Raw genomic sequence first — 20,511 nt, 5'->3', positions numbered from 1 at the left:
CCCTCAGCGCTGGATGACCTTGGGCGCTGCGACCGCCTTGAGTCCTGCGACGCCGAACTCCTGGCCGTAGCCGGATGCCTTGATGCCGCCGAACGGCACGTGCGGGTTGATCGCGCCGTGCTGGTTGATCCAGACGGTGCCGGCCTGAACGCGCGCGGCGACGGCGATCGCGTCCTCCGGGTCGTTCGCCCACACCGAGGCGCCGAGTCCCTGCGAGGAGGCGTTGGCGCGGGCGACGGCGTCGTCGATGTCCGTGTACTTGATCACGGGCACGACGGGCCCGAACTGCTCCTCGTCGACGAGCGGGGCGCCGTCCTCGATGTCGGCGACGATGGTGGTCTCGTAGAACAGCGGGCCGAGCTCGGTGGCCGGCCGACCGCCCGCGACGATCCGCGCGCCGCGCGCACGGGCGTCGTCGACGAGGTCGCGGACGATGTCGAACTGCTTCTCGTTCTGCAGGGGCCCGAGGACGGTGTCCTCGCTCAGGCCGTTGCCCATCGGCATCGCCGCGGCCAGGCCCGCGAGCGCCTGGACGACGTCTTCGTACTGCGACTCGTGGACGTACAGCCGCTTGAGCGCGGCGCAGGTCTGGCCCGTGTTGATGAAGATGCCCCAGAACAGACCCTCCGCGATCGCGGCGACGTCCGTGCCCGGCAGGACGATCCCGGCGTCGTTGCCGCCGAGCTCGAGGGTCAGACGGGCCAGGTTGTGCGCCGACGACTCCACGATCTTGCGTCCGGTCGCGGTCGATCCGGTGAACATGATCTTGGCGAACCCCGGGTGGCCCGCGATCGCGGCGCCCACCTCGCGATCGCCGGAGATGCCGGTCAGCACGCCCTCGGGCAGGTGCCGGTTGAAGACCTCGATGAGGGCGAGGACCGAGAGCGGCGTGTACTCGCTGGGCTTGGCGACGACGGTGTTCCCCATCCGCAGCGACGGGCCGATCTGCCACACGCTGATCATCATCGGCCAGTTCCAGGGACCGATCGCCCCGACGACGCCGAGCGGGTCGTAGTGCACCTCGGCGCGAGACCCCTCGTGCTCGAAGACCACCTCGGGCTCGAGCGGGGTGTCGGCGGCGGTGCGCAGCCACAGGGCGCACGCCCCGACCTCGAATCGGGCGTTGGGGCCGTTGAGCGGCTTGCCCTGTTCCCGTGAGAGGAGCCGGGCGAGTTCTTCGGCGTGGGCTTCGATGTCGTCGGCGATCTCGTTCAGGATGCGGCTGCGCTCCGCGTGACCGAGGGCGGCCCAGGCCGGCTGCGCCGCCTCCGCCGCCGCCACGGCGCGGTCCAGGTCGGCGAGCGTGTGCACCGGCGCGTAGCCGATGATCTCTCGCGTGGCGGCGTCCGGAATCGGGCGGCCCTCGCCCTCGGGCACCGAGACGGACTCGGTGATCGTGACTGCGGTGCTCACAGTGGTCCTCCTTGTCGGGCGGACGACGGCGTCCGCTGTGTCCGACGGTAGGAAGCGTGCGCGGACGTGCACAGGCTCGGGCGCCCATCGTGCACGCCGTGCACACTCCTGTGCACCCTCCGCCCACTCGATTTCCTGACCGATCGTTTGGATAATGGCATCCGTGATGAAGGAGTCACCCATGCCGACGACCGCCGCCCCCGCCGACGCGCTCACGCTGACCTCCCCCGAGCTGCGGGCGACGCAGCTCGCACGCCTGCAGTGGACCGTGCGCCACGCCTACGAGAACGTCCCGCTGTACCGCGCGAAGTTCGACGACGCCGGGGTCTCCCCCGCCGACATCCGAAGCCTCGACGACGTGCGACTGCTCCCCTTCACGACGAAGGAGGACCTTCGCGCCACGTACCCGTTCGGCATGTTCGCCGTGCCGATGGAGGACGTGCGCCGCATCCACGCCTCGTCGGGGACGACGGGCCGCCCCACCGTCGTGGGCTACACCGCCGGCGACCTCGACCGCTGGGCGGACCTCATCGCCCGTTCCCTGGCCGCAGCGGGCATCCGCCCCGGCGACCGGGTGCACAACGCCTACGGCTACGGCCTGTTCACCGGCGGCCTCGGAGCGCACGCGGGCATCGAGCGCCTCGGCGCCACCGTGATCCCGATGTCCGGGGGCCAGACGGCGCGGCAGGTGCAGCTGATCACCGACTTCCAGCCGACGGCGATCCTGTGCACGCCGAGCTACCTGCTCACGATCGCGGATGCCATCGAAGAGGCGGGCCTCGACCCCCGCGAGACGTCGCTCCGCGTGGCCGTGCTCGGTGCGGAGCCGTGGACCAACCAGATGCGGCAGGAGATCGAACGCCGCCTGAACATCGACGCCGTGGACATCTACGGGCTCAGCGAAGTGATGGGGCCGGGCGTCGCGAGCGAGAGCGCGCTCACCAAGGACGGCCCGCACGTCTGGGAGGACCACTTCCTCCCGGAGACGATCGACGGCGACACCGGAACGCCCCTCCCTGACGGGGAGATCGGCGAGCTCGTGTTCACCTCGCTCACGAAGGAGGCGTTCCCGGTCATCCGCTACCGGACGCGCGACCTCACGCGCCTCCTCCCGGGCACGGCCTACCCGACCATGCGCCGCATCGAGAAGATCACGGGCCGCAACGACGACATGATCATCCTGCGCGGCGTGAACCTCTTCCCGACGCAGATCGAGGAGCTGGTCATCGGCATCGAGTCCCTCACCCCGCATTTCGTGCTCGAGCTCACGCGCGAGGGGCGGATGGATGCCATGACGGTCCGCATCGAGCGGCATCCCGACCTCGAACGGGAGGTGTGCGAGCAAGCCGCCCAGGTCCTGCGTCAGCGCATCAAGGTGCACGTCGGCACGACCGTGGCCGTGCGGGTGGAGGAGCCCGGAACCCTCGCCCGCAGCGAGGGGAAATACAAGCGCGTCTACGACCTGCGCGCTTGATAACTGAACGATCGTTCTGTAAATTGTCGAACACCGCCACCGAGGAGCAGACAATGACCGCACCCACTCCGACCGAACTCCAGGACGAGTTCGACGCGCTCATCGCCGCCGATCAGCGCATCGAGCCCCGGGACTGGATGCCCGAGGCGTATCGGAAGACGCTCATCCGCCAGATCTCCCAGCACGCGCACTCCGAGATCATCGGGATGCAGCCCGAGGGGAACTGGATCACCCGCGCGCCGAGCCTCGCGCGCAAGGCGATCCTGATGGCGAAGGTCCAGGACGAGGCGGGCCACGGCCTGTACCTCTACTCCGCCGCGCAGACGCTCGGCATCACCCGCGACGAGATGACCCGCCAGCTCATCGAGGGCCGCGCCAAGTACTCCTCGATCTTCAACTACCCGACCCCCACCTGGGCCGACATGGGCGCGATCGGCTGGCTCGTCGACGGCGCCGCGATCTGCAACCAGGTGCCGCTGTGCCGGGCGTCCTACGGGCCGTACGGACGCGCGATGGTCCGCATCTGCAAGGAGGAGTCGTTCCACCAGCGGCAGGGCTTCGAGATCCTGCTGACGCTGATGCGCGGCACCGACGCCCAGCGGGCGATGGCGCAGGAGAGCGTGAACCGCTGGTACTGGCCCTCGCTCATGATGTTCGGACCGCCCGACGACCAGTCGCCGAACTCGGCGCAGTCCACGGCGTGGAAGATCAAGCGGTTCTCCAACGACGAACTGCGTCAGCGGTTCATCGGCATGCTCGTCCCGCAGGCCGAGGTCTTGGGCGTCACCCTCCCCGACCCCGAACTGCGCTGGGACGAGAAGGAGGAGCGCTGGCACACGAGCGAGATCGATTGGACCGAGTTCCACGAGGTCATCGCCGGTCGCGGGCCGATGAACGCGGTGCGCATCCAGAATCGTCGCGACGCGCACGAGCAGGGCGCCTGGGTGCGCGAAGCGGCCGCCGCGTACGCCGCGAAGAAGTCCGCGGTCATGACCGAGGCGGCGGCCTGATGCCCACGCCCGGCGTTGACCCCACCGAGACCTGGCCGCTGTGGGAGGTCTTCGTCCGCGCGAACCGCGGCCTGAGCCACGTGCACGTCGGTTCGCTCCACGCGCCCGATGCCGATCTCGCCGTCCGCAACGCCCGCGATCTCTATACGCGGCGCAGCGAAGGCGTCTCGATCTGGGTCGTCCCCTCGGATGCCGTCACGACCAGCGATCCCGGATCCAAGGGCGCGTTCTTCGAGTCGCCCGCGGGCAAGAACTACCGTCACGCCGTCCATTACACGGCGTCGGAGGGGGTGCCCCACCTATGACCGCTCACGACACGACCGACATCGACGATCCGCACGGCGACGTGTCCGTCGACGTGCACACACTGTCCGACGAGCTGCAGGGCGCGGCCGAGCGGGCGAGGACCGCGGAGGTCGCGGAGTACGCCCTGCGCCTCGGCGACGACGCGTTGATCCTCTCGCAGCAGCTCTCGCGCTGGATCGCGAACGCCCCCGAACTCGAGGAGGACGTGGCGTTGGGCAACATCGCCCTCGACCTGCTCGGACACGCCCGATCGCTCCTGCGTTTCGCCGGGTCGTACGACGGACGCAGCGAGGACGATCTCGCCTACTTCCGCGACGAACCCGAGTTCCGGTGCGCGTGGCTGTTCGAACAGGACAACGGCGATTTCGCCCACACCATCGCACGTCAGCTGATCGCCTCGGTGTACCAGTACGAGCTGTACAGCGAGCTCGCGGCATCCGCCGATCCCGGGCTCGCCGCCATCGCCGGCAAGGCCGTGAAGGAAGTCGACTACCACCGCGATCACGCCGTGCAGTGGACCCTGCGCCTCGCCGGCGGCACCGCGTTCTCCCGCGAGCGCATGATCGCGGGCCTGACGGACATGTGGCCGTACGTCGACGAGCTGTTCCGCGACGACGCGCTCATCGACGACCTCGAGGGGGTGGCGGTGCGCCCGTCGCGTCTGCGGGGCCGGTTCGACGGCGTCATCGACGCGGTGCTCGCCGAGGAGGGGCTCGACGTCCCCCGGTCGCCGATCGCCTCGGGCAGGGGGCGCGAGGGAAGGCACTTCCCGACCCTCGGCTTCCTCCTCGCCGAGATGCAGGTCCTCGCACGGCAGCACCCGGGAGCGACGTGGTGAGCGCCGACACCGATCTCGACCGGGCCCGCCGGGTCTCGGCATCCGTCTGCGATCCCGAGGTTCCCGTGCTGACCATCGACGACCTCGGGGTGCTGCGCGACGTCGAGATGCGCGAGGGCGCCGTCGTCGTCACGATCACCCCGACGTATTCGGGGTGCCCCGCGATGGACACCATCCGCGCCGACCTCGTCCTCGCCCTGACCGACGCCGGCTTCGACGACGTGCGCGTGCGCACCGTGCTCGCCCCCGCGTGGACGACCGACTGGATGACCGACGCCGGCAAGCGCAAGCTCATCGAGTACGGCATCGCCCCGCCGACGGGTCGCGCCGCCGTGGGGCCCATCCGCCTGCGCATCGGCGTCCGGTGCCCGCGCTGCGGATCACTCGACACCCGCGAGATCTCCCGCTTCGCCTCGACCTCGTGCAAAGCGCTGTACGAGTGCGTCGAGTGCCGGGAACCCTTCGACCACTTCAAGGTGCACTGAGCATGACGTTGACCGAGGTCCGCACGACCGGGCGCCGCCGGGCGCGATTCCATACTCTGCGCGTCGCCGACGTCCGACCCCTGACGGCGGATGCCGTGGAGGTGACGTTCACCGTGCCCGAGGCCCTCGCCGACGCCTTCGACTACGCCCCCGGGCAGTACGTCGCCCTCCGCGCGAGGATCGACGGCCAGGAGGTCCGGCGGTCCTACTCGATCTGCCGCCCCCCGACCCCGGGGATGCTCGCGGTGGGCATCAAACGCGACCCCGGCGGACGCTTCTCGTCCTGGGCGCAGACGCAACTGCGCCCCGGAGACGAGATCGACGTCATGAGCCCGCAGGGCACATTCGTCTCGATGCGGCCCGACGTGTCGACGGGGAACATCGTCGGCATCGCCGCGGGCTCGGGGATCACGCCGATCATGGCGCTCGCGGCATTCTTCCTCTCCGTGTCGGAGACGTCGACGTTCACCCTGCTGTACACGAACCGCTCGTCGACCGACGTGATGTTCGTCGACGAGCTGGCCGACCTGAAGGACCGCTACCCGACGCGGTTCGCGATCCACCACGTGCTCTCCCGCGAGCAGCGAACCGCGCCCGTGCTCTCGGGGCGGATCGACGAGGACCGGCTCCGCCTGATCCTGTCGTCGCTGGTGCGTCCCGAGACCGTCGACGAGTGGTTCCTGTGCGGCCCGCTCGACCTCGTCCAGCTGTGTCGCGAGGTGCTCGCGAGCGTCGGCGTCGCCGCCGCGGACGTGCGTTTCGAACTGTTCACGACCGGAGAGGCTCCGTCGGGCGGCTCGGGCGGCACACCCGTCGTGGTGCGTGACGACGAACCCGTGCGGTCGATCGAGGTCACCCTGGACGGGACCTCGGCCACCGTGACATCGCCCGTCAGCGCGCACGAGTCGATCCTCACGGCGGCCCTGCGGGCACGTCCCGACGTTCCGTTCGCGTGCGCGGGCGGGGTGTGCGGCACGTGCCGCGCACGGGTGGTGTCCGGAAGCGTCCACATGACCGAGAACTACGCGCTCGAACCCGACGAACTCGAGCGCGGGTACGTCTTGACCTGTCAGTCCCACCCGACGAGCGATCGCGTCGTCGTCGACTACGACGTGTGAGGCTCCCGTGATCGACTACGCCCTCGAAGAAGCCGGGACGGATGCCACGCTCGCCGTGATCACCCTGAACAGTCCCGGGAAGCTCAACGCCCTGAACGAGCAGGCCCTGCTCGATCTCGACGCGGCCTACGCGCGGGCCGAAGCCGACGGCGTGCGTGCGCTGCTCCTGCGCGGCGAGGGCCGCGCGTTCTGCGCCGGCCGCGACATCTCGGAGGTCGACCCGCGGAGCGATGACGTAGGGGGGTATCTCGACGGCCTCCTCACCCCGCTCCTGCGGCGCATGGCGGAGTTCCCCGCACCGACGTTCGCGGCGGCGCAGGGGGCGAGCCTCGGCGTCGGACTGGGGCTGCTCATCGCGACGGATGTCGTGTACGTCTCCGCCGACGCCAAGATCGGCTCGCCGTTCGCCGCCCTCGGCGCCACGCTCGACTCGGGCGGACACGCGCTGTTCTTCGACCGGCTCGGCGCGCACCGGATGCTGGATCTCATCTACTCGGGGCAGCTCATGTCGGGGGAGGAAGCGGTGCGCTCCGGACTGTTCTCGCGCGCACTGCCCCCGGACGACCTGCAGGCGATCGCCCACGGTGCCGCGACGACGGCCGCATCCGGCCCCACCCGCGCGTTCCTCGAGAGCAAGCGGCTCGTCGCCCGCCTGCGCGACCCGCGGGTCGGGTTCTGGGAGGCTCTGGAGCTGGAGAACCGCGCCCAGGCCGAGCTGTGCGACTCAGACGACTATCGCGAGGGGTTCGCGGCGTTCCAGGCAAAGCGGAAGCCGACGTTCCGCGGGCGCTGACGCCGCTTCGCGTTCAGGCCACGCGAGCGGTCGTGACGACCGCCGTCGCGCTGAGCAGTTCCGCGACCGGGTGGTAGGCCACGGGCTCCCCCACTGCGATGTCGACGGACGGGCCGACGACCCGCAGGCGCACCGTCGATCCGTCGAGCAGGGCGAGGGTCACGCCCGCGCTGTCGGCGGCGACGACCAGAGCGTCCCACCACGCGCTCGGGTTGGCGGATGCCATGCAGCGCTGGATCGGGTGGACTGTCGACGAGATCGTGCGGGACATGGCTTCACCTGCCTTCGAGGGATTCGGTGAGATGAAGCTACGGGATGCCGTGGGTGCGGGCGATCCGCGGCGTAGCCGGACGTAACACCCGCGCGAGGCGCACCGAGGAACCGGCTCAGTCCGAGACGGGTGCCGCGGGGTGGCGGCGCAGCCCGTCCTCGACGCGGATCAGGAGCTCGGCGGCATCCGCGAACCCCTTCTGGTCGTCGTCGAGGGCGGCGCGCAGACGGTCGGCCCAGTAGGCGTGCAGCTTCTCCACGCTCCGGTCGGCGAGAGGGGTCGGGAGCAGGCGGACCGCCCGCGCGTCATCCGGCGCCGTCTGGCGTTCGATCATGCCTTTCGCCACCAGCGAGCGGAGCGCGACGCTGCAGTTGCTGCGCTGCAGCGCGGTGGCCTCGGCCACGGCGCTCGGCGAGGTGCCCGGATTGTGGTGCACCCATCGCATCACGAGCGCTTCGGTCCCGGTGAGCGGAACGATGTCGAGTCCGTGGGGACCGTTCGGATCGATCTCACGCGCGATACGCATGACGACGTCGGCGAACGCGGCGAGGACACCATCGGAGACCGCGGGCTTCACCGGGCCACTGTACCATCGGAGAGAATTCAGTTATGCTTTCATAACCATGACGACGAACACCGCCTCCCTCCGCATCCCCGCGGCCGCCTCCTCCTCGCCGTCGAGAGACATCACGATGCCTCTCCTGCTCGTCCTCGGCCTCCTGAGCGCTGTCGCCCCGTTCGCGACCGACCTGTACCTCCCGGCCTTCCCGCAGATGACCACCGACCTGACGGCGTCCGCGACGGCCGTCCAGCTCACGCTGACCGCCTTCCTCGTCGGCGTGACCGCCGGCCAGCTCGTCTTCGGCCCGCTCTCCGACCGATTCGGTCGCGTGCCGCCCCTCGTGTTCGGAGCCGCGCTCTGCGTCGTCGCGAGCGTGGTCGCCGTCTTCGCGCCGAATGTCGGCGTCCTCATCGCCGCGCGCTTGTTCCAGGGTCTCGGCGGCGCGGCCGGCATGGTCATCGGCCGTGCCGTCATCTCCGACCTCGCCACCGGGAAGTCCGCCGCCCGCGCGTTCTCGCTCATGATGCTCGTCGGCGGCGTCGCCCCGGTCGTTGCCCCGCTCCTGGGCGGACTGCTCACCGGGCCGCTCGGCTGGCGAGGGCTCCTGGGGATCGTCCTCGGACTGTCGGTCGCGATGTTCGTCTCCGTGCTGGTGGTCGTGCGGGAGACGCACCTGCGGACGCGCCGCGACGCGCTGCGCGCCGAGCGTGCCGCCTCCGGGTCGCCCCTGCGCGCGCTGCGATCGCGGGCGTTCCTGGGCTACACGATGGTGTTCGCCTTCGGGTTCGCGGTGATGATGGCGTACATCTCGGCATCCCCGTTCGTGTACCAGAACATGCTCGGGCTCGACACCGTCGGCTACGGGCTCCTGTTCGGCCTGAACGCGCTCGCGCTCATGGCCGTGAGCGTGCTGTCGTCCAAGCTCACCGCGACCCGGTCGGTCGAAAGCGTGCTGACGCTCGGGCTCGCGCTCGTGACGGCCTCGACGATCGCGTTCGCCATCCTCGTCTTCTCGGGCGCGCCCGCGCTGTGGCTCGCGGTGCCGTTGCTCACGGCGATCGGGTCGCTCGGTCTGGTTTTCGGCAACGCGACCGCGTTGGCTCTCGGCGCGGTGCCCCAGGTCGCCGGCAGCGCCTCGGCGGTGCTCGGCGCCCTGCAATTCGGACTCGCCGCCCTGGTCTCCCCGCTCGTGGGCGTCGGCGGCGAGGACACCGCGGCGCCCTTGGCGATCGTCATGCTCGCGGCAGCCGTCGTCGCCGTCGTGGCCCTCGCGATCACCCGGGGACGCTCGACCCGCGTCACGCGCGCGCAGTAGCCGCGGCGCGGCCGGGCGTCACCCGAGTTCGGGGGCGATCGCGAGGCGCGTCCCCCACGGGTCGGTGAGGCGCAGGGTGCGACCGTCGTCGGCCGCGGCGATGCCGTGGTCGCGCACGCGTTCGGCGAACGCCTCGACGTCGTCGCGAGTGGGCACGAGGATGCGCACGTCGCCGAGCCCCAGGGTCGCGGCGCGGGGCCCGGCGCCGGCGCTGTGCCACGTGTTCATGCCGAGGTGGTGGTGATACCCGCCGGCGGAGAGGAACAGCGCCGACCCCAGGTCCGCGGTCACGTCGAACCCCAGGATGCCCTGGTAGAAGCGGCGCGCCGTCGGGATGTCCCCCACCTGGAGATGCACGTGTCCGATGGCGGCCGTGGCATCCGTCCCGTTCTCTTCGACCGCGGGGTCGTACCAGCGCTGGAGGAACTGGTTCGGGTCGAGGAACTCCGCCCCCATCTGCACCCTGCCGTCGGCGTGGACCGTCCACTCGTCGCGCGGGCGATCGCGGTAGAGCTCGAGTCCGTTGCCCTCGAGATCGTGGAAGTAGAACGCCTCACTGACGAGGTGGTCGGCGGAGCCTTCGTACAACTGCCCGGCGTGCTGGGCCATGGATGCCAGGGCGGAAGCGAGCCGCGCCTGATCCTGGAACACGATGGCGGTGTGGTAGAGCCCCGCGCCACGACTGTCGCGGCCCGGCAGGTCCTTCTCCTGCCGCAGCACGATCGACGCGAGACCGCCGCGCCCGAGGGTCGCGGTGGCTCCGGTCTGGTCGAGGACGTCGAGCGTCACCGCGCGCCGGTAGAAGTCGGTCATCGCGTCGAGGTCGCTGACGAGCAGCTCGACGGTGTCCATGCGCGTGCCGTCCGGCGCCGCGCCGGGAGTCGGCACGGCCGGCGCGCTCCACGACGGGGCTGAGTGTGTCGATGCCTGATCCACGAGGCGCTCCCTGTGTCCGTGTCGTCGCAACCGCTCGGGCGATTGGTTGTCGCTACAACTAACCTAGGATGGGCGCGTGGTATTCCAGGCACCCCGAATGACCCCCGAAGAGTCGGCGGCGTGGGTGGGGCTGGTCACCGTCAGCCAGCTTCTTCCGGCCGCGCTCGACGCACAGCTCCAGCGCGACTCGCGACTGACCCACTTCGAGTTCACCGTGCTCACGGTGCTGCGGTTCACCCCCGAGCAGACGCTCCGCATGTCCGCGCTCGCCGCGGAGACGGCATCCACTCTCCCCCGCCTCTCGCACGTGTGCGCGCGGTTGGAGAAGCGCGGACTCGTCGAGCGGTTCGCCTCCGTGGAGGATCGGCGCGCGACCGATGTCCGCCTCACCGCGGACGGCCGCCGCGACCTCATCCGCGCGACCCCGCGGCACATCGAGACGGCGCGACGACTCGTCGTGGATGCGCTCACTCCGGCGCAGCTCGACGCCCTCGCCGAGATCACGGCGGTCATCCGGGGGCGGCTCGAGGGCGGCTCCGAGTCGGCCACCGAGGCTCACTGACGCGTCGGACTCTCAGATCGCGCGCACGCGGTTGCCCCGCGCGTCGTGGGTCAGCTCCGCGAGTCCCGTGATCTCGTCGATGCCTGGACGCGACGGAGGCGTTCCTGCGCCACGTCGCCACATGACGACGCGCGTCGCGCCGGTTCTCGTGGACGCTCATTGGAGAGGAGGAACGAGACATGGATGCCGCGATCGCCACCGGGGGACGCGCACGAGCACGCGCGTCGCGCCCCTCAGCGGTCGCTCGTCAGCGCGTCGTCCCCGCCGCCACCGATGCGCGCGGCGAGCGCCGACCGCCGCACCTTCCCCGCGGCGTTCCGTAACGGCGTCGGCCACAGGTGGAGGGCGACGGGCGCCCGCCGGCCGAGCCCGGCCCGAGCCTCCGCCAGGACGAGCGGAAGGGCTTCCGCGTCGGAGAGGCGGACCGCGGCGTGCACGACCTGCCCCAGGTCGTCGTCGGCGACGCCAAACGCCACGGCTTCCTCCACCGCGGGGTGGGACTCCAGCGCGGCCTCGACCAGGGCGGGAGCGATCTTGTCGCCGCCGCGATTGATGATGTCGTCCGCCCGGTCGTGCAGGAACAGATAGCCGTCGGCATCCACGTGTCCGATGTCGCCCAGCGTGTCCCACCCGTCGTCGTCACGGCGAGATGAGGCGCCCACGTACGAGTACGCCGCCGCGTCGCCCCGTCGCATCCACACCAGACCGCTCTCGCCGGCGGAGACGTCGGTGCCATTCTCGGTGCGGACGCGGATCTCGGTTCCCGCGATCGGTCGCCCCACGCTCCCGGGGCGCTCCCGCCATTCCGTCCCGGTGATGCGGGTGAGGCCGTTGGACTCGCTGCCGGCGTACACCTCGTCGACGCGCTCGGGTCCGATCCAGTCGAGGAACGCGCTCTTGAGGGCGGGAGCGCACGGCGCGCCCATGTGCAGCACGCTCTCGATGCTCGCGACCCGCTCGACCGCGCGCACCTCGGGTGGGAGGCGCAACAACCGCGCCATCATCGACGGCACGAGCAGTCCCCACGTGGCTCGATTCGCCTCGACCGCGTCGATCCAGCGAGCCGCGTCGAAGCGGTCGAGGATCACCAGGCGATGCTGCGTGAGCAGACCGCGGAACGCGTACGTGAAGACCGCGGAATGCCAGAGCGGCCCGGCGACGATCTGCGTCGCCCTCCGGGGAAGGAACTCGGCGACCGGTCGCGACGGGTCGAGGGTCGCGGGTGCTGCCGCGCGCACGATCTTCGGTCGCCCCGTCGATCCCGAGCTCGCCGGCGCCTTCCAACACGACGCCGCCAGGTCGGGAAGCGGGCCGGTCCGCGCGGGCAGGCGCACATCGGGCAGCCAGGCGACGCGATCCGACGAGGGCTGCACGCCGATCGCGGCGGCCGGGCGAGCGAGCGCCTCGAGGTCGGCCCGCTCCGACGGAGTGAGGTCGCTCGACAGCGGCTGCGGGGTGCCCCCCGCCCGCCAGCTCCCGAAGCAGGCCGTCACCATGTCGCGGCCGTTCGGGAGCGACACCGACACGAGGTCGTCCTGCCGGACACCGCGGTCGACGAGTGCGTGCGCGAGCGTCGACGCCGCGGCATCCAACTCCCCCGCCGTCATCGTTCCCTCCGCATCGACGACGATCGGCTCGTCGGGGTCGGCCGCGGCCCGGGCGGCGAGGATCGCCGAGAAGGTGCGCGTCGCCATCAGTGGCTGCCGATCGGCAGGCGCGCGTAGAACTCCTCGTGCGCGCGCGCGGCGCGGTCCCACGTGTGCGCGCGGGCGAGGGCGACCCCCGCCGGGGTGTCCGTCGCGGCGCCACCGCCGAGCAGCGCGTCGAACCGCTCGGCGATCTCCGTCGGGGTCGAGGCGTAGAGCACGGTGTTCCCGAACACCTCGCGGATCACCGGCAGATCGCGCGCCACGACGGGGACGGATGCCGCGAGAGCCTCCATCGCGGCGAGACCGAAGCCCTCCTTCGTCGAGACGAACGCCAGGGCGCGGGCCGCGGCGACGAGGGAGGGCAGGGCGTCGTCGTCGACGGGTCCGAGGACCGTGGGCTCGATGCCGAGCTCCGCCGCCCGCGCTTCGAACCGCGCGCGGTAGTCGCGGTAGTCGAAGAGCGTCTCCCCGCCCCCGAACACCAGCCGGACGTCGGGGCGCGTCTCCCGCACCAGGGCGTACGCCTCGAGCAGATCGATCGAGCCCTTGCGCGGTTCGATCCCCCCGAGCGCCAGGATGTAGTCGCCGAGCTGCGATGCCCACCGGGCGCGTCCCGCATCCCCGTCGACGCCGGCCGCGGCCCCGAAGCGCTCGGCATCCACCCCGTTCGCGATGACCGCGGGACGCACGCCGTAGTCGCGCTCCACCTCCCGTGCGACCGCGTGCGAGACGCACAGGCGAGCCACCGGCTCGATCACGGCGCGGTCGTGGCAGGCGACGAGTTGGGGGGTCGTGAACGCGTCGAGATGATGGATCGTCCGGACGACCGGGATGCCACGGCGCAGCGCCGCGTTCGCCGAGATGCAGTCCTGCGCGTGGACGATGTCCGCCGCGGTGTCGAGGGCGGCGGCCAGGAGCTCGATCGACCGTTCGATGCGCTCGCCCACGCCCTCGCCGTCACGCGGAGGAAACGGCACCACGCGAACGCGCACCCGCGGGTCGACCGGACGGAAGAACGCCGCGTCGTCGCCGCGCCCGAGCGTCCACACCTCGACGTCGTGGCCACACGCGGCGAGCGCCTCGGCGAGCGCCAGGGTGTGCACGACCCCGCCGCGGGGTTTGGTGGAGTAGGTCAGTTGCGCGATGCGCATGATCGTCCTTTCCGCGGCTGCGGGCGGTCTACGCCGGTGCGGTCAGCCGGTAGGCGTGCTCGGCACGCTGGGCGAGGTGGTTGAGCGAGCGTCGCGCCCGGGCGACGTCGGCGGAGACGTCGGCCTCGGCGACGGCGAGGCCGCCTTTCGCCCAAGTCTTGGCGACGATCTCGCCCGCGGGGTCGACGACCTTCGCCTGGCCGAGGAACCGCAGTCCGCCGAGGACGCCCGTCTGATTCGACGACACCAGGTAGACCTGGTTCTCGGCGGCGCGCGCGCAGTCGTACAGGTCGAACAGGTGCGCCTGGCGGTCGTTGCGGATGCGGTCGGAGCGGTCGGTGACGCTGGCCGGCCACGCGCTCAGGCACGCGATGATCTCCGCGCCGTCCAGCGCCACCGACCTCGCCGCCTCGGGGAACGTCTTGTCGAAGTCGATGAGCATGCCGATCCGTCCGACCGGGGTGTCGAACGCGCGAAACTCCTCGCCCGCGGCGTACACGTCGGATTCCCCCAGCGGCAGGTGCACCTTGCGATGTACGCCGAGCACGCCGTCGCCGGTGACGCACACCGCTGTGTTGTAGCGCCGCTCCCGACCGTTCTCGACCGCGCGCTCGGCGATCCCGAAGCACACCGTCATGTCGCCGGCCAGGGCGATGATCGCCGCCGTCTCGGGCCCGTCGATCTCGACCGAGTGCGGGATGCCGTCGCCTTCCTCCACCGGGTGGTGGAGGTCAAGCAGGTAGCCGCCGATCGTGGCATCCGGGAGCACGAGCAGATCGACCCCGCGCCCGCGGGCGTCCTCGACGATGCCGGGGAGTTTGGCGAGCGTGCGTTCGACGTCGCGACCGAAATGGGCCGCCACCGCAGCCATCGTGACGGATGCCATTCCCCGAGAGTACGCGGTAGCCGCTCAGCGCACCGCGAGGACGTCCCGCGACGCCGCGACGATCGAGGCGGCGACGTGTTCGGCATCCCGGGCGATCGCGTGGAAGCGCCCCGACCCCCACGTGTGCAGCCACGGCAGCCCGACGAACGAGAATCCCGGCACCGCGGTGGTCCCCCGCTCGTGCTGGGGGTGGCCGCTGACGTCGAGCACGCCGAGGTCGCCGAGCCACGACCAGTCCGCGCGGAAGCCGATCGCCCAGACGACGGCGTCGACGTCGTCGAGGTCGAGCGTCGTCGGACCCCCGTCGGGCGCCCACACCGGTCGGTAGCGCTCCTCGGTGGGGGCGTCGATCCCCTCGCGGGCGATGTAGGCGTCGATGTCGTTCTTGATCGACTCGGCCACCGAGTCGGCGTGGTCGAGGTTGGCCGCGAGCGTGTCGTCGAAGGCGAGGGCGCCGCGGGCGACGCCCGTGGCCCGACCGTGCAGACCCATCCCCTGTGCGGCGAAGGTCCGCAGGTCGATGTCCCGACCGCCGTCGCGCCCGGTGACGTAGTGATTGGTCGCGGCGCGTTTCGCCGCGGCCTGCGCACCCGCCGGTACGTCGTAGACGCCCATGTCGGCGAGCCACGTCATGCAGTCGCGTCCTCGGTAGAACCGCGCCACGCGCGGGGCGCGCCCCACGGCGAGATGCACGCGGCGCCCCTCGAGGTGGAGGTCCTCGGCGATCTGCGTCCCCGACTGCCCGGTGCCCACCACGAGCACCGTGCCCGGCAATTGCCCGGCGTTGCGGTAGTGGTGGGAGTGCATCTGCACGATCCGATCGGGCAGAGCGCCGGCCCACGACGGGGTGATCGGCCGGTGGTATCCCCCGGTCGCCGAGGTCACGGCGTCGGCGGTGATCTCCCCCACGCTGGTCTGCACCACGAAGACCCCGTCGTCGCGGCGGTCCACCCGCCGCACCTCCACGCCCTCGGCGAGGGGCGTGTCGAAGCTGTCGGCGTAGCCGCGCACCCAGGCGTAGACCTCGTCGCGTGTCATGAACCCGTCGGGGTCGGGACCGTCGTACGCGTAGCCGGGGAGGCGGCAGTGCCAGTTGGGGGTCACGAGGGTGAAGTTGTCCCAGCGGCCGTCGCGCCATTCGTGCGCCGCCGACTCCCGTTCGATGACCACGTGCTCCACGCCCGCCTGCACGAGATGCCAGCTGACCGAGAGACCGGCCTGACCGCCGCCGACGATGACGGCGGGATAGTGGTCTCCTGCCCGGAGCTCGACGGGGATCACGACGCCACCGCCGGAAGGGGCGGTTCCATGAGGAGCACCGTGACCTCGCCGGCGCCGTAGGCGGCCGCCGTCCGGGCGATCTCGTCGCGGGATGCCATCGCGGATGTGCACGCGAAGCCGTACGCGGCGCGCACGCGCTCGCCCGCGGCATCCAGCGCTTCGCTCGAGCGGGCGACGAAGTCGACCACGCCGTAGCTCTCCCCCGTCGAGAGGTAGTCGTGCATCACCAGGCTCGGTGAGTAGTGCGACGACTCGGCGCCGTCGGGCCAGCGGACGGCGAAGCGCATCTCAGGCACGGGCCAGCTCCTTCCATCCCTCGACGTGCGCGCCGGTGGTCTCGGCGACCGGGCCGTAGACGTCGGGGCGGCGGTCGCGCAGGTGGAACATCCCCCCGCGCATCGCCCGGAAGGTGTCCTCGATGTCGATCTCGGCGATCGCGAGCCCGGTCCCGAGCAGGGTCGTGGCGAGGATGTTGCCGCCCGGGTCGACGACCTTCGCGTTGCCGACGTACCGCAGCGACCCGAAGGTGCCCGACTGATTGGATGCCATCCAGAACACCTGGTTGTCGAGGGCGCGCGCGATGTCGAACTGGTTGAACCGGTAGGTCCACCGGTCGTCCTGCAGGTTCTCGGCGGTCGCGGTGCGGGCAGCCGGCCAGGCCGACATGCTCACGACGATCTCGGCGCCATCGAGGGCGAGCATGCGCGCGGCCTCGGGGAAGGCCTTGTCGTAGCAGATCTGCATCCCCACACGTCCGACGGGGGTGTCGAACGCCTGGTAGGTGTCGCCGGCCGAGTACGACATGTTCTCGCCCAGCGGCTGATGCACCTTGCGGTACGAGCCGTAGATGTTCTCGCCGTCCAGGCACACCGCGGCGTTGTACCGCGTCTCGCCGTCGTCGGCCAGCTCGCAGAACCCGATCGTGACGATCATGTCGCCGACGAGTTCCTGCACGCGGGCGATCTCGGGGCCGTCGAGCCGGATGGCGGGCGGCATCGACTTCGTCGTGGTCTTGATCGTGTCGCCGTGGTTGCCGAGCGACGAGAGGTACCCGCCGATCGCGGCCTCGGGGAACGCCAGGAACGACACTCCCGCGGCCCGCGCCTCGGCCACCAGATCGGCGATGAGCGCGTAGTTCTGCTCCAGATCCCGGGTGAAGTTCGCCGAGACGGAGGCGACGGTGATCGACATGGCGGGCCTCAGAGGTTGTAGGTCGAGTTGATGATCGCGCCCTTGCGCGCGTAGTAGATGAGCGCGTCCTGCACGTCGAGCGGGTGCGCGGGGATGACGCCCTCGATGAGGTCCTCTTCCCGGATGCCGTGGAGCGCGAGACCGAAGCGGCAGCAGTAGACGGTGCCGCCCTCCTTGATGAACGTCTCGAGCGAGTTGTTCATGTTCAGTTCGCCGGGGAAGCCCGCGTCGCCCGTGGTCGGGAAGCCGCGGTTGGCGGTCGCGGCCAGGGTGCCGGGGCCGTACAGGTAGATCGCCGACTCGAAGCCCTTGCGCAGAGCACGCGTCGCCTGGAGGATCGCGACGAAGCTGACCGAGGACTCGTGCGGGATGCCGTGGATGAGCGTGAAGTAGGTCTCGCCGTCCTCGGCCTGGAAGTCGGGGAAGAGCTTGGTCGAGCCATAGATGTTGCTGCCCTTCGGGAGGGCCGGGTGGGGCACCTCCCCGAGCGACTTGGCGATGTTCTCGGCGATCTGAGCGTCGATGTCGGTGGTCATGGTCGTGTCCTTCACGTCGGTGGAGCCGGGGATGGAGCGCGTTCTGGTATCAGAATCGCGGCGGGATGTTTCGAATTGGTTTCTGCCGGAATGAGGTTGCGTTACGCCTGGCCGAGGCCGGTGGCACCGGCGTCGACGGCGACGGTCTCGACGCCGTCGGGCCACCGCAGCACCACCCCGCGAGCACCGGTGAGCGAGCCGATCGTCGACGACGTCGCGAGCGGCGACGAGATCGGCGGGGCGTCCGCGGTGAGCATGCCGAAGCCCGGGAAGCAGGTGAGCCAGTCGCCGAACGCGGCGGCGTCGGGGGCGGGGACCTCGGCCACGTCGATGCGCGCACCGGTCCCGGATGCCTCGGCGAGCATCGCCGCCGTCCCGACGATCCCGGCCATGCTGACGTCTTTCGCCGCCGCGGGGCGATGCTCCGGAATGACGCCCGCGAGATGGCGGAGTTCCGCGCCAGTACGGGTGGAGGTCGAATCCCACTGGCGGCCCTCGAACCCGCGCCGCCAGCGTCCATGCAGGTCGACCGTGAGGCCCAAACTCTGGCCAGGTCGTCCTCCTCCCCCGGGCACGGGGTGGGCCGTCCGACCGATGGCCGTGACCGCGAGCGACGACGCACCTCCCCATTGGGTGTGTCCGCCGAGGATCGGGACGCCCCAGGCCACCGCGGCGCTCCGCAGCCCCGAGACGATGCGACGGACCGCGGATGCCGTGGGCGCCGACACGGCATCCATGAGTCCCACCGCGTGCGCGCCCATCGCCGAGAGATCGTTCACGTTGACGAGAACCCCGCACCAGCCGGCCCACTCCGGGTCCTTGTCGATGAGGGCGGGGAGGATCGCGTCGGTCGCCACGACGACGTCGGTTCCCGAGACGAGGGCCCCGTCGTCACCGATCCAGCCGGCGCCGCCGAGACCGTCGGGGTGATCGTCGCGGATCCCCGACAGCACCTCCCCGAGGGGGTTCTTGGTGGCCCGCACGAGGGCTGCGAACCGGTCGATGGGCCACCGCATCCGCACGTGCGGCGCACCCGCGACCGTGGCCTCGCCCCAGCGCTCCCACCCGAGGTGCCGGAAGAGCGGCTCGTTGCGGTCCTGGACGGTCGCTTCGAATCTCATGACCCCGCGGGCCACGGCCTCGCGGCACGCCGCGCGCACCAGGGCGGATCCGATGCCCCCGGCGTGGCGCGCGCCGCGCCGCACCGCGAGACGGCTTCCCGTCCACCATCCGATGTCGCGCGTCGTCGCGGGGGCGAGACGCACCCCGCCCAAGACGTCTCCCGCCGGAGTCACCGCGACCAGCACCACCGTGCGCGGATCGTCGTCGATGTCGTCGTGGTCGTTCGCGGCGAAGAGCCCCTGCTCGTCGACGAAGACGTCACGCCGCAGTGCGCGGTAGGCGCGCGTCCGGGCGTCGTCCGCGACGTGGATCTCCCACGCCGGCACCTCGAGCCGCGCGCGCGAACCGGTGAGCACCGGCACGTCGAACATCACGCGCCCGCCGTCTTGAGGATGCTGCACGCCCCGCACGCGGCGCAGCCCGCGCGCTGGTCCTCGCCGCGCATCCCCGCGGCGTGGAGAAGTCCTGCCACGCGCGAGGTGATGTCGTCGACGACCGCGCGATGCGGAGCCGGGACCTTGTCGATGTCGGTCGCGAGCGTGCCCTTGAGCGGACGGAAGGGGACGACGAACGGGTACACGCCCATCTCGATGAGCTCGCGGGCACCCTCCACGGCTTCGTCCGGGTCCTCCCCCATGCCGACGATCAGGTACGTCGACACCTGGTTCCAGCCGAACACCCGCACCGCTTCACGCCACGCGGCGCGGTACTCGTCCATGCTGACGCGGGATTTTCCCGGCATCCATCGCCGACGCACGTCGTCGTCCATCGATTCGACATGGATGCCGATGGACCGGGCGCCCGCGTCGTAGAGGTCGGTGATGGCCTGGAGATCGGCGGGCGGCTCGCACTGCACCTGGATCTCGAGCTCCGGAACGGCGGCCTTCACCGCACGCACGCAGCGGGCGAGATGCTTGGCGCCGCGGTCCCAGCCGTTGGAGGTACCGGTGGTCATGACCATGTGCGTCACACCGTCCAGACGCACCGCGGCCTCGGCCACCTCGGCGAGCATCGCCGGTGTCTTGACCGCGATGGTCGTGCCGGCGTCGAGCGACGCCTCGATCGCGCAGAAGCGGCAGCGCTCGCTCTCGTCGTAGCGCACGCACGTCTGCACGACGGTCGTGGCGAGGACGTTCTTCCCGTGCAGCTTCGCGATCTTGTCGTAGGCCACCCCCTCGGCCGTCTCGAGATCGTAGAACCGGGGCCGCACCACCGGCGCAACGTCGAATCCGAGGTCGGCGCCGTCGCGTGTCAGCCGGCCGGCCGCGGTGACCACGTAGGGACTGTTCGGGTTGAGGGGGATTGCCGCCCCCTCCCCGTCGACGACGAAGTGACCGTCGTCGCTGGGGCCCGCTCCACCCGTGCGGCGCACGGGGGCGTCGCTGCGGACGCCGAGGAGAGCTAGGCTGACACGGGTCGAGACCCGGTCACGATCCACCGGTGCAAGGGCTGACGCGTTGTCCATGCAGTCCAGTAGAACCGCGCGGTGTTTCCATACGACGACGGTCGGATAGCGATCGCGTTTCGCGGTCGCCAGCCCGCGTCGCTTCCGCGGGGTGCCCGGTTCGCGCCCGCGCGGGTCCCGCGTCTCCACCGCCCCCAGAAACGACGA

At 71.0% G+C, this 20,511-nt stretch carries 22 protein-coding genes; 9 read left to right on the top strand and 13 right to left on the bottom strand.

Features of this window, described 5'->3' with window-relative positions:
* Positions 1–3 precede the first annotated feature (3 nt).
* Positions 4–1,413 carry an aldehyde dehydrogenase family protein gene (locus QM517_RS16870; RefSeq protein WP_283289153.1) on the bottom strand — a complete coding sequence of 470 codons (1,410 nt, stop codon included), beginning with the start codon at positions 1,411–1,413 and terminating at the stop codon, positions 4–6.
* Between the two features lie 181 nt (positions 1,414–1,594).
* Here QM517_RS16870 and paaK point away from each other — a divergent pair, with 181 nt between their 5' ends.
* The 7 genes from paaK to QM517_RS16835 are packed head-to-tail and all read left to right on the top strand — an operon-like array spanning position 1,595 to position 7,437.
* Positions 1,595–2,887: a phenylacetate--CoA ligase PaaK gene (gene paaK / locus QM517_RS16865; protein WP_283289151.1), complete on the top strand. Its 1,293-nt coding sequence runs from the start codon at positions 1,595–1,597 to the stop codon at positions 2,885–2,887.
* A 53-nt stretch (positions 2,888–2,940) separates the two neighbouring features.
* The gene (paaA, locus tag QM517_RS16860) at positions 2,941–3,897 is read left to right on the top strand and encodes a 1,2-phenylacetyl-CoA epoxidase subunit PaaA (RefSeq protein WP_303655736.1); all 957 of its coding nucleotides are present in this window, start codon (positions 2,941–2,943) and stop codon (positions 3,895–3,897) included.
* On the top strand, positions 3,897–4,202 hold the full coding sequence (gene paaB, locus QM517_RS16855; protein WP_283289146.1) for a 1,2-phenylacetyl-CoA epoxidase subunit PaaB: 306 nt from the start codon (positions 3,897–3,899) through the stop codon (positions 4,200–4,202). The genes paaA and paaB overlap by 1 nt, the downstream gene beginning before the upstream one ends.
* Complete coding sequence (gene paaC / locus QM517_RS16850) at positions 4,199–5,041, top strand: 1,2-phenylacetyl-CoA epoxidase subunit PaaC (RefSeq protein WP_283289144.1); 843 nt, start codon at positions 4,199–4,201, stop codon at positions 5,039–5,041. Before paaB ends, paaC begins: the two co-directional genes overlap by 4 nt.
* A complete protein-coding gene (paaD, locus tag QM517_RS16845; RefSeq protein ID WP_283289142.1) occupies positions 5,038–5,526 on the top strand; it encodes a 1,2-phenylacetyl-CoA epoxidase subunit PaaD in 489 nt (162 codons plus the stop codon). The genes paaC and paaD overlap by 4 nt, the downstream gene beginning before the upstream one ends.
* A 2-nt stretch (positions 5,527–5,528) precedes the next feature.
* Entirely contained in the window at positions 5,529–6,644 is a 1,116-nt protein-coding gene (gene paaE / locus QM517_RS16840; RefSeq protein ID WP_283289140.1) for a 1,2-phenylacetyl-CoA epoxidase subunit PaaE, read from the top strand.
* Between the two features lie 7 nt (positions 6,645–6,651).
* The gene (locus QM517_RS16835) at positions 6,652–7,437 is read left to right on the top strand and encodes an enoyl-CoA hydratase/isomerase family protein (protein ID WP_283289138.1); all 786 of its coding nucleotides are present in this window, start codon (positions 6,652–6,654) and stop codon (positions 7,435–7,437) included.
* 13 nt (positions 7,438–7,450) lie between these two features.
* On the opposite strand, the gene QM517_RS16830 is transcribed toward QM517_RS16835, so the two are convergent.
* Complete coding sequence (locus QM517_RS16830) at positions 7,451–7,708, bottom strand: hypothetical protein (protein WP_283289136.1); 258 nt, start codon at positions 7,706–7,708, stop codon at positions 7,451–7,453.
* Between the two features lie 115 nt (positions 7,709–7,823).
* Positions 7,824–8,285 (bottom strand): MarR family winged helix-turn-helix transcriptional regulator, encoded by a 462-nt coding sequence (locus QM517_RS16825; protein ID WP_283289134.1) that lies wholly within the window; start codon positions 8,283–8,285, stop codon positions 7,824–7,826.
* Positions 8,286–8,331: 46 nt separating this feature from the next.
* Between QM517_RS16825 and QM517_RS16820 the strand changes: the two genes are divergently transcribed.
* Positions 8,332–9,585, top strand: a complete 1,254-nt coding sequence (locus QM517_RS16820; protein WP_303655735.1) for a multidrug effflux MFS transporter — start codon at positions 8,332–8,334, stop codon at positions 9,583–9,585.
* 18 nt (positions 9,586–9,603) lie between these two features.
* Here the strand turns inward: QM517_RS16820 and QM517_RS16815 are convergent, their stop codons facing one another.
* Positions 9,604–10,437, bottom strand: coding sequence for a VOC family protein (locus tag QM517_RS16815; protein WP_303655744.1), 834 nt, complete (start codon positions 10,435–10,437; stop codon positions 9,604–9,606).
* A gap of 181 nt (positions 10,438–10,618) precedes the next feature.
* Here QM517_RS16815 and QM517_RS16810 point away from each other — a divergent pair, with 181 nt between their 5' ends.
* Complete coding sequence (locus QM517_RS16810; protein ID WP_283289131.1) at positions 10,619–11,083, top strand: MarR family winged helix-turn-helix transcriptional regulator; 465 nt, start codon at positions 10,619–10,621, stop codon at positions 11,081–11,083.
* A 233-nt stretch (positions 11,084–11,316) separates the two neighbouring features.
* Here the strand turns inward: QM517_RS16810 and QM517_RS16805 are convergent, their stop codons facing one another.
* The 9 genes from QM517_RS16805 to QM517_RS16765 form a co-directional block, all read right to left on the bottom strand.
* Complete coding sequence (locus QM517_RS16805; RefSeq protein ID WP_283289130.1) at positions 11,317–12,777, bottom strand: AMP-binding protein; 1,461 nt, start codon at positions 12,775–12,777, stop codon at positions 11,317–11,319.
* On the bottom strand, positions 12,777–13,883 hold the full coding sequence (locus tag QM517_RS16800; RefSeq protein WP_283289129.1) for an MSMEG_0565 family glycosyltransferase: 1,107 nt from the start codon (positions 13,881–13,883) through the stop codon (positions 12,777–12,779). The genes QM517_RS16805 and QM517_RS16800 overlap by 1 nt, the downstream gene beginning before the upstream one ends.
* 28 nt (positions 13,884–13,911) lie before the next feature.
* The gene (locus QM517_RS16795; protein WP_077052593.1) at positions 13,912–14,769 is read right to left on the bottom strand and encodes a carbon-nitrogen hydrolase family protein; all 858 of its coding nucleotides are present in this window, start codon (positions 14,767–14,769) and stop codon (positions 13,912–13,914) included.
* 24 nt (positions 14,770–14,793) lie between these two features.
* Positions 14,794–16,050, bottom strand: a complete 1,257-nt coding sequence (locus tag QM517_RS16790) for an MSMEG_0569 family flavin-dependent oxidoreductase (RefSeq protein ID WP_283289126.1) — start codon at positions 16,048–16,050, stop codon at positions 14,794–14,796.
* Entirely contained in the window at positions 16,047–16,337 is a 291-nt protein-coding gene (locus tag QM517_RS16785; RefSeq protein WP_303655743.1) for an MSMEG_0570 family nitrogen starvation response protein, read from the bottom strand. Before QM517_RS16785 ends, QM517_RS16790 begins: the two co-directional genes overlap by 4 nt.
* 1 nt (position 16,338) lies before the next feature.
* Entirely contained in the window at positions 16,339–17,241 is a 903-nt protein-coding gene (locus QM517_RS16780) for a carbon-nitrogen hydrolase family protein (RefSeq protein WP_283289123.1), read from the bottom strand.
* An 8-nt stretch (positions 17,242–17,249) separates the two neighbouring features.
* A complete protein-coding gene (locus tag QM517_RS16775) occupies positions 17,250–17,777 on the bottom strand; it encodes an MSMEG_0572/Sll0783 family nitrogen starvation response protein (protein WP_077052596.1) in 528 nt (175 codons plus the stop codon).
* A gap of 101 nt (positions 17,778–17,878) precedes the next feature.
* Complete coding sequence (locus QM517_RS16770) at positions 17,879–19,300, bottom strand: MSMEG_0567/sll0787 family protein (RefSeq protein WP_308208920.1); 1,422 nt, start codon at positions 19,298–19,300, stop codon at positions 17,879–17,881.
* On the bottom strand, positions 19,270–20,364 hold the full coding sequence (locus QM517_RS16765) for an MSMEG_0568 family radical SAM protein (RefSeq protein WP_283289119.1): 1,095 nt from the start codon (positions 20,362–20,364) through the stop codon (positions 19,270–19,272). The genes QM517_RS16770 and QM517_RS16765 overlap by 31 nt, the downstream gene beginning before the upstream one ends.
* Between the last annotated feature and the right edge of the window lie 147 nt (positions 20,365–20,511).

The organism is Microbacterium sp. IEGM 1404, from assembly GCF_030056775.1.
Classification (GTDB): domain Bacteria; phylum Actinomycetota; class Actinomycetes; order Actinomycetales; family Microbacteriaceae; genus Microbacterium.
The sequence above is the reverse complement of the archived record's forward strand: the minus strand, read 5'-3'. Positions and strand labels throughout refer to the sequence as shown.